Raw genomic sequence first — 10,878 nt, 5'->3', positions numbered from 1 at the left:
ATTTTTATTGGCTTCAGTGTTGTTCTTAGGTGTGATCTTCCTATCCCCCTATCTTGGGGGGCTGGGCCCGGGTGGACGGCGCCGTTCCGTACGGAACGGCGCCGTTCGCGTGTCCCGTCGCAACGAACGGCCTACCCGCGTCCTCGCCGCCGCCGGACTGCTCCGACTCGGCGGCTGCGTGGTGCGGTCGTCCTGACGCTCGGAGCGCGGCGACGCGAAGCCACACCTGCGCGGATCTGTCGGGGCCTGCCGATACGGTCGACATGTCGAGCCGTCGTCGCCACCGGAGGGAAGCATGAGCAGGTCCGCACACACCGATCTCGATATCGTCGAGGGTGCGCTCCAGCACGGAATGCCCTATCTCGCTTTGGGTTCCGGCCGTCCGCTGGTGTTCCTGCGGTGGTTCACTCCGAACCACGCCAATCCCACCGGATGGATGCGCGAGTCCGAGATCAAGACCCTCGCGCCACTGGCCAGGCACTTTCGCGTGTACGCGGTGAACAGGGCGCCCGATATGGCGGAGGGCACCACGATGGCCGAGATCGCCGCCCAGCACGCCGAGGCGCTGCGCGCCGAATTCGCCACGCCGGTGGACATTCTCGGCATCTCCTCCGGTGGATCGCTCGCGTTGCAGCTGGCCGCCGACCATCCCGATGTCGTCCGGAGGCTCGTCATCGGCGCTTCGGGCTATCGCCTGGAGGACGCGGTGCGCACCTCGCAGCTGAACTACGCCGAAGCGGCGGCCGAGGGTCGCAGGGCGCTGCACCACATGATGCCGTCACCCACCACCTTCACCGACCGCCTCACCAAGGGCGCCATGTGGCTGCTCGATCCGTTCGTGCGTCCGGCGAACCCGTCCGACACCCTCGCCTTCGTCCGCGCCGAGGACGCCTTCGACCTCTCGGACCGCCTCGGCGAGATCACCGCGCCCACCCTCGTCATCGGCGGCGAACGCGACGAGTTCTACTCCACCGCCACCTTCCGCCGCACCGCCGACGGCATCCCCGACTCCCGCCTCCACATCTACCCCGGCGCCTCCCACATGGGCACCGTCAAACACCCCCGCTTCGCCCCCGACGTGGTCGAATTCCTCACGGAATACGAGGATTGACGCCATTCAGCCGAGTTGGGTCATTCCGGCGGCGACGACCTGGGCGACGTTGAGGATTTCGTCGGTGGTGGGGAGGGGGATGCCGTCGAGGGCGTGCAGGCGGTCGGTGCTGGCGATGGCGAACATGGCCGAGACCCAGGCGGCGGCGCAGGCGCGCAAGGTGCCGGGGCGGACCGGGGCGGGCGCGCTGGCCTGGAGGACGCGGGCGGTCACGTCGAGGAGTTGGTCGCGCAGGTGGCGGAGTTGGCGGCGCACGTCGGGATGGGTGTCGGCCTCGCGCCACATGATCACCCGCAGCACCGAGGAATGGTGGTCGCGCAGGTTCAGCGCGGCGTCGAGGTTGACCAGGCTGGTGGCCGGGTCGCCGGGTGCGACGACGGCGCCGATGTCGTCGATCGGCTGCGTGGGCATGCGCTCGGCCATGAGCGCGGACAGGATCGAGTCCTTGGTGGGGAAGTAGTAGAAGACAAGGCCTTTGGGCACGCCGGCTCCCGCGGCGATGGCCGCCGTCGCGGTGGCGTCGAAACCCTGTGCCGCGAAGAGGCTTTCGGCGGCGTCCAGGATGAGCTGCCGGGCGTCGCCGTCGATCTTGGCGCTGCGGCGGCGCCCGGTCCGGGTGGGATCCACCGATCGCCGGACCAGGTGGCGACCGGGTTTGGGCATCTGCATCAGTGCTGCGTCCTCGTTGCCGTCCGGCCGAAGACCGTTGCGCGATGGGGGATTAGCACGTCACGCATCAGAGGTGCGGAGCCATTCCTCCGCTGGTCGTCCGGTGCATGCGCGCCGTGACCGCGGGCAGCGCCGCGACCGCGACGACTACGGTGACCACGCCGACGATCCACGAGGTCCAGGATGCACCGCGGAACTCGGTGTAGTCCATCGCCCAGGGCGCGATGAACAGCAGCGCACCGAACAGCGCCATGGCGTAGTCGGCCATCGCCATGGCCGGTCGGGCCATCTGGGCCAGGCCGGTGAGGGCGATCAAGACGCCGAGGACGATCATCGTCCACATTGCCCGGTCGTTCGTGTCCACCCAGATGGGGGACAGGGCGGTGAAGGCGCCGAGTATGACGGCAAGCAGGTCCTGCGCGCGACTCTCGGTGAACATGGTGTGCCTCCTAGGGCTCGAATTGTGCTCTGACCTCGGTATAGTCCTGATTGACCGACCGATCAATATCGGTACGGACACGATTGCGTGGCGATAGCCGACCCATCGAGAGTGACCGCCGACACATCCGAACTTGACCAAGCAGACGCTAGGGTGAGGATCGTGCCGACGGATGAAGGGATTGCCGCATGACCGCGCCGATCGTGATCGTGGGGGCCGGACTCGCCGGGCTGCGCACCGCCGAGGAACTGCGCCGCGCCGGATACACCGGCGAACTGGTCCTGATCGGCGACGAGGCGCGGTTGCCCTACGACCGCCCACCGCTGTCCAAGCAATTCGTCCGCGGCGAGACCGACGACACGACCCTGCGCCCCGCGGAATTCTTCGAGGAGAAGCGGATCGAGCTGCGCCTGAACACCGCGGCGACCGCCCTGGACACCGCGGCGCGGCGGATCACCCTGGCCGACGGCAGCGTCGTCGACTACGACCAGCTCGTCATCGCGACGGGCCTGCGTCCGCGCCGTCTGCCCGGCCTGCCCGAGCTGACCGGTGTGCACGTGCTGCGCGGGCACACGGACGCGGCCGCGCTGCGCGACGAATTGCGCGGCGCCACAAGGGCTCTCGTGGTCGGTGCGGGCTTCATCGGCTGCGAGCTCGCGGCCAGCTTCCGCGCGGCGGGTGTCGAGGTGACGCTGATCGAACCGCAGCCGACGCCGCTGGCCTCCGTGCTCGGCGAGCAGGTCGGCGAGCTGGTCGCGCGCATGCACCGCGCCGAGGGCGTCGACCTGCGCTGCCACACCGGACTGGACACCTTCCTCGCCGACGACGCGGGCCGGGTGCGGGGCGCGTTGTTGTCCGACGGTACCGAGCTGCTCGCGGACTTGGTCGTGATCGGCGTCGGCTCGCGCCCGGTGACCGAATGGCTGACCGATTCCGGGATCGCGCTCGCCGAACCCGCCGACGGTGGCGGCGTGCTCGCCGACGAGGTCGGCCGGACCTCCGCGGACCGGGTGTGGGCCGTGGGCGATGTCGCCGCGTGGCGGCATGAGACCGGTCAACGCAAGCGGGTCGAGCACTGGACCAACGCGGGCGAACAAGCCAAGCTGCTGGCCTGCGCGTTGCTCGGCGCGGAGCCGCCCACCGCGGCGCGGGTCCCGTACTTCTGGAGCGACCAGTACGACGTGAAGATCCAGGCCCTCGGCACCCCGAGTGCCGCCGACGAGGTCACGGTTGTCACCGACGACGGCCGCAAGTTCCTCGCCTACTACGCCAGGAACGGCGTCCTCACCGGCGTCGTCGGGGCGGGGATGACGGGCCAGGTGATGAAGGCCCGAGCGAAGATCGCCGCGGCGGCGCCGGTCGCCGACCTGCTCGCGTCCACCTGAGACGGTTCGGCCGGCGGGTTCGCCTGTAATACGGTAATCGATGTGATCGTCGCGCTCATCGACTCGGGGCTGGGTTTGCTGCCCACGGCCGCTTGGCTGCGCAAGCTACGGCCGGACGTGGACCTGCTGCTGCAACTCGACCCGGACGGCGCTCCCTGGGGCCCGAAGCCGGAGCGGTGGACCGTCGATCGCGTGGTCGGCGCGGCCCGCAGGTCGGTCGAGTCCGGCGCCGAAGTGATCGTGCTGCCGTGCAATACGGCCAGCGTCACCGCGTTGGAACACGTGCGCGCCGACGTCGGCCCGGGCGTCCCGGTGATCGGCACCGTGCCCGCCATCAAGCCCGCGGCCGCGGCCTGCCGCTCGGTCGCGGTATGGGCCACCGCGGCGACCACCGCGAGCAAGTACCAGGCCGACCTCATCGCGGAGTTCGGCGGCGAGGCCAAGGTGGTCGGCGTCGCCTGTCACGGCCTCGCCGACGCCATCGACCGTGGCGATCTGGTAGCTGCCCGCGATTCCATCGCCCGCGCCGCCGAGCAGACGCCCGGCGACGTCGAGGGCGTCGTCCTCGGCTGCACGCACTACCCGCTGGTCATCGACGCCATCGTGGCGGCGCTGCCGGTCGGCGTCCGCCTGTTCGACAGCGCGCAAGCCGTTGCCGCGCAGACCATTCGGCGGATGGACGCGCTCGGCAGGCCGACCACCGGCAACGGAGTGGTTCGGGTACTGAACAGCGGACGGCCCGGCACGCTGCCCGCGAGCGCCGCGGCCTTCGAATCGGGGCGCATCCTCGGCGCTGTGTCTGATTGAACGCGCGGGTCTGATTGAACGCGCGGGTCTGATTGAACGCGCGTGTCCGATTTGAACGCGCGGGTTCGATCCGGCTTTCCTGCTTCGTTCCCTCGGCGGTGTTGAATGATCGCGTGCGGGACGGATCCCGCGCCGCGCCGAGGGACGGGAGCCGTCGATGATCGAAACAGTGCCGACCGCGGCGGATGTTCGGCAGGCGCTCGCGGAGGTCGCCGATCCAGCCGACGCGATCCATCTCCAGCGCTTCTTCAAGACCGGTCCCGGCGAGTACGGCGAGGGTGACGTGTTCGTCGGTGTGCGCGTCCCCATGACCCGCGCGGTCGCCAAACGCTTTGCCGCACTGGAACTCAGCGAGATCGACGACCTGCTCGACAGCGCCGTGCACGAGGAGCGCTTGGCCGGTCTCGTCATACTGAACGCCCGCTTCGCCAAGGCGGCCAAGCCGCGCACGCTCGACGTGGCGGGGCAGGAGAAGATGGTGCGGCTGTACCTGGACGCCGTGCGGCGCGGCCGGGTGAACAACTGGGACCTCGTCGACGTGTCCGCCGAGAACGTCCTCGGCCCGTGGTTGCTGGACCGGCCACGGGATCTGCTCTTCGAGCTGGCTGCCGCGGATTCGCTGTGGGAGCGCCGCGTTGCCCTGCTGACCACCTTCGCCTTCATCAAGGCGGGCGATGCGAGCACGACCTTCGAGCTCTGCGAACGACTCCTCACCGACCGCCGCGACCTCATCCAGAAGGCGGTCGGCTGGATGCTGCGCGAGGTCGGCAAGCGCATCGACCGGGCGCTGCTGACCGGCTTCCTGGACGAGCACGCGCCCCGGATGGGCCGCACCGCGCTCGGCTACGCCACCGAACATCTCGGGGCCGCCGATCGAGCCGCCTACCGCGCGGCGCGGTGAGGGCGCCGATCGGCGCGGCGTCCGACGACTGGCCCCACGCCACGGGCGGCCTCGGCGCCAGCTCCGAACGCCCACCCCCGTGCGGCGCGCTGAGCGCAGGCAGGATGCCGCGATGCGCGGTCGGCGTATTGAGGCACAGGCTGAACCTGCGCGGTCGAGCGCCCCTCAGAACTGGATGCGCAACCGATCCGTGACCGGCCGCGCCTGGCAGCCGAGGATGTACCCGTTCTCGATGTCCTCGGGATCGAGGATCTCGGCGTTCTCCATCTCGACCTTGCCCTCCAGCACCGTGCAGGCGCAGGACCCGCATTCGCCCTCCTGGCAGGAGTAGGGCACGTCGAGACCCTTGGCGAGCATGATGTCGACCAGCGTCTGCTTGCGCGGCCAGCTCAGCTCGTGCACCTCGCCGTCGAGTTCCACCTCGACGGTCGCCGCGTCGGCGGCCTCCTCGTCGCTCACCTCGACCGGCGCCTGGTCGGCGAACGGGTCACCGGCAAGGGAATTGAACACCTCGGCGTGCGTACGCGACCGTGGAACGCCGAGCCGGCCGAGCGCGTCGTGCACCAGGTCCATGAACGGCTTCGGCCCGCACATGAACGCCTCGTAGCCGGTGTAGGGCGCGACGAGGGTGGCGACCGTGTCGGCGGTCGGCAGGCCGAGCAGCGGCTCCAGCCAGTGGATCACGGAGAGCCGCTGCGGATGCTTGTCGACGAGTTCGCGCAGTTCGCGGGCGAAGATCACGGTTTCCGCGTCGCGGTTGGCGTAGACGAGCACGATCTTGCCGGTGCCGCGGGCCAGCGCGGACTTCAGGATGGACATCACCGGCGTGATGCCGCTGCCCGCCCCGAACAGCAGCAGGTCCTCGTCGAGGTTCTTCGGTGTGAAGACGCCGGAGGGCGGCAGCACCTCGAGCTGATCGCCCGCTTTCACGTTGTCGCACACCCAGTTCGAGCCGTAGCCGCCCTCGGTGCGCTTCACGGTGACCTTGGGCTGGTCGTCGGTGTGCGGCGAGCTGGCCAGCGAGTAGCAGCGGGCCACCGAGCCGGTCAGGTCGCTGGGGATGCGCAGCGTGAGGAACTGTCCGGGCTTGTACTCGAACTTCTCGCGCAGCTCGTCGGGGACGTCGAAGACCAGCGAGTTGGTGTCGGCCGTCTCGGCGATGACCGCGGCAACCCGCAGCACGACCGAGCGCGAGCCGTGGGGAACTTCGACGGTTGTCATGACGTCCTCTCGAATCCGGCACCGTCGGCGACCGCGGGTCCAGCAGCCGCCGACAAAACTAGAACGTGTTTCAGTTTCATCGTACGTCGCGGTCCGGCTGGTGGACAAGCTGGGCCTCGAGACCGGCGATCAGCACCTCCATGCCGAAGTCGTAGGCGTACTTGCCGCGCAGGTCGGATATGTACTTCGTGGCCCGCTCCACCGACTCGGGCAGCGCGACTTCCGACAGCGGGGCCCGGTCGCGGGGATTCACCCGGCTGCGGCCGAACAGGTAGGTGTGGATCGTCGCGTAGGCGGCGAGCACGTTGCGGTCGGAGAACCCCGCCTCGAACAGGATCTCCATGATGGCGGCGATCAGGTCGAGCTGTTTGCCCAGCATCTGCTCGATGAGCACATCGCCGAGCCCGGGGTGCTTGCGCAGTTTCTCATCGATCTGATCGATGAGTTCGCGCAGGCGCTGCTGCCAGGGCCCGGATTCCGGCGGTGGCTTGCGCACGCCGGTGAGCGCGGCGCTGGCGACGAGGTCGAGCAGCTCGCGCTTGTCGGCCACGTAGTAGTACGGCGCCATGGGGGAGACGCCGAGTTCGCGGGAAAGTCGCCGCATCGACAGCTTTTCCACGCCATCCGCGCGAACCACGCGCAGCGCGGCCTCCACGATCTCGGACTCCGACAGTGTGTTTCCGCCCCCGCTCGCCTGCATTCGACCGACTCCCATGCCACCTCTACTGCCGCGGGCATGTGCCGCCCGTCACGTTCTGTTCAGCTGCGCTACACCCGAAGTCTAGAGTGCCGCGTTGTCGGCCGGTGGCGGTGCGGGCGGTGCCTGTGCGACCCGAGGTGGCGGCGTGCTGCCGCGGCGGCGCCGCGCGACGGCGGAAGAGCGGGTCCCATCGATTGGAACGTGTTTCACTTTTGCGGGGCTTGTCGCTATGGTGTGACAGGGACTACACAGGTGGTCGCGGTCCGTCGTCAACTCGGAGGTTCTCATGCCGCATCAGTTCATCGCACCGAGCGACACCGACGAAGCGGAGCTCGTCGAGGAGAGCCTCATCGAAGAGGTATCCATCGACGGCATGTGCGGCGTCTACTGACGGGGCGACCGGGATGCTCGATCTCGATGCCCGATGGCAACTGCATCCGAGGGTGGCGCTGCGGCCCGAGCCCTTCGGTGCGCTGCTCTACCACTTCGGCACGCGCAAGCTCTCGTTCCTGAAGAGTCCGCGCGTCGTCGAGATCGTGCGGTCGCTGCCGGAGCACGCTTCGGCGCGTTCGGCCCTGCGCGCCGCCGGTGTCGCCGACGAAGGCGCCGCGCCGTACGTGCGGGCGCTCGCGCAACTGGCCGAAGGTGACATGATCATCGGCGCGCCGGTGCTTTCGGCCGGCGCCGCGGGAGCCAAGCCCGCGCTGGCGCAGGCCGTCCGGCCGGATGCGGGGGTGGTCCCGCGGTCGGACGGCGCTGCGCCCATCGGCAGCGTGTCCACCGCCACAACCGCTGCGCCGCAAGCCGATCGGGCGGTCCGGCTGGTCGATCGTTTCGAGAGCGGCCTCGCCGCGCCGATCTGCCTCACCTGGGAGCTCACCTACGCCTGCAATCTGTCTTGCGTGCATTGTCTTTCGTCGTCGGGTCGGCGCGATCCGCGCGAGCTGAGCACAGAACAGTGCAAGGCGCTGATCGACGAGTTCGAGCGCATGCAGGTGTTCTACGTGAACATCGGTGGCGGCGAACCCACTGTGCGCCCGGACTTCTGGGAGCTTGTCGATTACGCGACCGCGCACCACGTGGGAGTCAAGTTCTCCACCAACGGCGTTCGCATCACGCCGGAGGTCGCGGCCCGACAGGCCGCGAGCGACTATGTGGACGTGCAGATATCGCTGGACGGCGCGGACGCGGCGGTCAACGACGCGGTGCGCGGACCCGGCTCCTACGACATGGCGATCCGGGCGCTGGAGAACCTGTCGGCCGCCGGTTTCCGTGACGCGAAGCTCTCCGTCGTGGCGACCAGGCACAACATCGGCCAGCTGGACGAGTTCCGTGCTATCGCCGAAAAGTACGGCGCCACTTTGCGTCTCACTCGGCTGCGGCCCTCCGGGCGCGGCGCCGACGTGTGGGACGAGCTGCACCCCACCCCGGACCAGCAGCGGGTGCTCTACGACTGGCTGTTGCGCAACGGCGAGGGTGTGCTGACCGGCGACTCGTTCTTCCACCTCTCGGCCTTCGGGCAGGCGCTGCCCGGCCTGAACATGTGTGGCGCGGGTCGTGTGGTCTGCCTCGTCGACCCGCTGGGCGACGTGTACGCCTGCCCGTTCGCCATCCACGACCGCTTCCTTGCCGGAAACGTGGTGTCCGACGGCGGTTTCCGCAACGTCTGGCAGACCTCGGAGCTGTTCTCCGAGCTGCGCGCGCCCAGCGGCGGCGGCGCCTGCTCGGGATGCGCGCACTACGACGCCTGCCGTGGTGGCTGCATGGCGGCGAAGTTCTTCACCGGACTGCCCGCCGACGGACCCGACCCGGAGTGCGTGCAGGGCTACGGCGAGGCCGCGCTCGCCGACACCGGACGGACCATTCCCCGCTCCACGGTGGACCACTCGCGCCGGGCGGCGCCACGCCGAGGCGGCGCGGCACGCAAGGCGGGGCCGATCCCACTCACCCTCTCGGCCCGGCGTCCGTCGCGCGCCTGCGACGAGAGTCCCCTGGCATGATCGCCCGCCGGTTGCCAGCCGTGCGCTGCCAGCCGGCGAGCGCAGCGGATCGAAGGTCCGTCGATGAATAGCCAACGAATTGCTGCACTGTGCGACCGAGTTGTCCGCAACTCCACCGCAACACGCCGCGGCGCGACGGGCGCACGGTCACGGGCCTATTCGCGCGGAATTCGATCTTTTTTTCGGGACCGATGATGCCCGCGCGCGAATCTCCGCCTAGCATGCCAGGAATGCGCCATGATCGACTGCCCGACGGCTTCGGGGTACGGATCGATCCACGGGTACGCGCATACTCCGGAGGACGCATCCTGATCGGGGGCTCACCCGCCAGGTTGCTACGACTTGCCCCGGAGGCCGCCGAGATGATCGGCGACGGGTACCTCGAGGTCACCGACCCCAAGTCGGCGGTTGTTGCCAGACGGCTGCTCGATTCCGGAGTCGCCAACCCGCGGCCGAGACTGCTGCCTTCGCCCGACGACGTGACCGTCATCGTGCCGCTGCACAACAACGCCGACGGCCTCGCCCGGCTGTTGACGACGCTGCGCGGCCACAACGTGATCGTCGTGGACGACGGATCCGACCAACCGGTGCGGATCCCCGAGTCCCGGGGCACCCGTTGCCGGGTCACCGTGCTGCGCCACGACCGGCGGCAGGGCCCCTCGGCGGCCCGCAACGCCGGGCTGCGGGCGGCGACAAGCGAATTCGTCGCCTTCCTCGACTCCGACGTGGTGCCGCGCAGTGGCTGGCTCGAGGTGATGCTCGGGCACTTCAGCGATCCCGAGGTCGCCCTCGTCGCGCCGCGCATCGTGGCGCTGGATCCGGAGTCCAACGCGCTGGCCCGCTACGAGCACACCCGCTCCTCGCTGGACCTGGGCAGACGGGAAGCCGCCGTGCGCTCGCGCGGCCTGGTCTCGTACGTGCCGAGCGCCGCGCTGCTGGTGCGGCGGCAGGCGCTGCTCGCCGAGGGCGGCTTCGACGAGACCATGCGGGTCGCCGAGGACGTGGACCTGTGCTGGCGGCTGGAGCGGGCGGGCTGGCGGCTGCGCTACGAGCCCGCCGCGCACGTGGCGCACGATCACCGCGTCTCGTTCCCGTCCTGGTTCGGGCGAAAGCTGTTCTACGGCACCGGTGCGGCGCCGCTCGGCGCGCGGCACGGCGACGGCATGGTCTCGCCGCTGTCGGTGCCGTCCTGGACGGTGCTCGCCGCCGTGCTGTTCGGGACGATGTCGAAATGGGGCCTGCTGGGCGGCATCGTCACCCTCGCCACCGCGCTCGCGCGGCTGCGCAGGGTGTTCACCGCGCTGGACAACCCGACGCGCATCGCGGCCATCTACCTCGCCCGCGGGTTCTTCGCCGGGCTGTGGCGGCTGGCGTCGGCGATGTGCAGGCACTACTGGCCGGTGACCGTGCTCGCGATGCTGGTCTCGCGGCGCGTCCGGCGGATCGCGGTGACCATGGCGGTGGCCGACGGCCTCGCCGACTGGTTCACCCATCGCGACGCGGGCGGGCTCGACCCGTTCCGCTACCTGGCCTACAAGCGTCTGGACGACATCGCCTACGGCACCGGGCTCTGGCTCGGCGCCTACCGGGCGCGCAGCGTCGAGGCGCTCAAACCCACGGCGCCGTCGCGGTGAAATCCACCGCG

General features: G+C 69.7%; 11 protein-coding genes and 1 pseudogene. 8 read left to right on the top strand and 4 right to left on the bottom strand.

Annotated elements, in window-relative coordinates; genetic code table 11:
• Positions 1–295: 295 nt before the first annotated feature.
• Positions 296–1,111, top strand: a complete 816-nt coding sequence (locus AB0H49_RS27850) for an alpha/beta hydrolase (RefSeq protein ID WP_357255675.1) — start codon at positions 296–298, stop codon at positions 1,109–1,111.
• A gap of 6 nt (positions 1,112–1,117) precedes the next feature.
• Here the strand turns inward: AB0H49_RS27850 and AB0H49_RS27845 are convergent, their stop codons facing one another.
• Positions 1,118–1,774, bottom strand: coding sequence for a TetR/AcrR family transcriptional regulator (locus AB0H49_RS27845; RefSeq protein WP_357255684.1), 657 nt, complete (start codon positions 1,772–1,774; stop codon positions 1,118–1,120).
• A gap of 73 nt (positions 1,775–1,847) precedes the next feature.
• On the bottom strand, positions 1,848–2,219 hold the full coding sequence (locus AB0H49_RS27840) for an SPW repeat protein (protein WP_354998964.1): 372 nt from the start codon (positions 2,217–2,219) through the stop codon (positions 1,848–1,850).
• Positions 2,220–2,407: 188 nt separating this feature from the next.
• On the opposite strand from AB0H49_RS27840, the gene AB0H49_RS27835 reads away from it, so the two are divergent.
• The 3 genes from AB0H49_RS27835 to AB0H49_RS27825 all read left to right on the top strand — a co-directional run bounded on the left by AB0H49_RS27835 (position 2,408) and on the right by AB0H49_RS27825 (position 5,312).
• On the top strand, positions 2,408–3,604 hold the full coding sequence (locus AB0H49_RS27835) for an FAD-dependent oxidoreductase (RefSeq protein WP_357255673.1): 1,197 nt from the start codon (positions 2,408–2,410) through the stop codon (positions 3,602–3,604).
• 42 nt (positions 3,605–3,646) lie between these two features.
• A complete protein-coding gene (locus AB0H49_RS27830; RefSeq protein WP_357255671.1) occupies positions 3,647–4,411 on the top strand; it encodes an aspartate/glutamate racemase family protein in 765 nt (254 codons plus the stop codon).
• Positions 4,412–4,568: 157 nt separating this feature from the next.
• On the top strand, positions 4,569–5,312 hold the full coding sequence (locus AB0H49_RS27825) for a DNA alkylation repair protein (RefSeq protein WP_357255669.1): 744 nt from the start codon (positions 4,569–4,571) through the stop codon (positions 5,310–5,312).
• A gap of 165 nt (positions 5,313–5,477) precedes the next feature.
• On the opposite strand, the gene AB0H49_RS27820 is transcribed toward AB0H49_RS27825, so the two are convergent.
• The gene (locus AB0H49_RS27820) at positions 5,478–6,533 is read right to left on the bottom strand and encodes a ferredoxin--NADP reductase (protein ID WP_354998968.1); all 1,056 of its coding nucleotides are present in this window, start codon (positions 6,531–6,533) and stop codon (positions 5,478–5,480) included.
• Positions 6,534–6,609: 76 nt separating this feature from the next.
• Positions 6,610–7,248, bottom strand: coding sequence for a mycofactocin system transcriptional regulator MftR2 (mftR2, locus tag AB0H49_RS27815; RefSeq protein WP_245910086.1), 639 nt, complete (start codon positions 7,246–7,248; stop codon positions 6,610–6,612).
• A gap of 271 nt (positions 7,249–7,519) precedes the next feature.
• On the opposite strand from mftR2, the gene mftA reads away from it, so the two are divergent.
• The 4 genes and pseudogenes from mftA to mftF all read left to right on the top strand — a co-directional run bounded on the left by mftA (position 7,520) and on the right by mftF (position 10,867).
• Entirely contained in the window at positions 7,520–7,624 is a 105-nt protein-coding gene (mftA, locus tag AB0H49_RS27810) for a mycofactocin precursor MftA (RefSeq protein ID WP_067784055.1), read from the top strand.
• Positions 7,625–7,637: 13 nt separating this feature from the next.
• A pseudogene (mftB, locus tag AB0H49_RS27805) lies at positions 7,638–7,877 on the top strand (mycofactocin biosynthesis chaperone MftB); the annotation flags it as partial.
• Between the two features lie 129 nt (positions 7,878–8,006).
• Positions 8,007–9,233, top strand: coding sequence for a mycofactocin radical SAM maturase (mftC, locus tag AB0H49_RS27800; protein ID WP_357255682.1), 1,227 nt, complete (start codon positions 8,007–8,009; stop codon positions 9,231–9,233).
• A gap of 230 nt (positions 9,234–9,463) precedes the next feature.
• The gene (mftF, locus tag AB0H49_RS27795; RefSeq protein WP_354998969.1) at positions 9,464–10,867 is read left to right on the top strand and encodes a mycofactocin biosynthesis glycosyltransferase MftF; all 1,404 of its coding nucleotides are present in this window, start codon (positions 9,464–9,466) and stop codon (positions 10,865–10,867) included.
• Positions 10,868–10,878: the final 11 nt, after the last annotated feature.

The sequence above is a fragment of the Nocardia sp. NPDC050713 genome, assembly GCF_040654315.1.
Classification (GTDB): domain Bacteria; phylum Actinomycetota; class Actinomycetes; order Mycobacteriales; family Mycobacteriaceae; genus Nocardia.
Note: the sequence above shows the minus strand (reverse complement) of the source record. Positions and strands in the feature narration are given on the sequence as shown.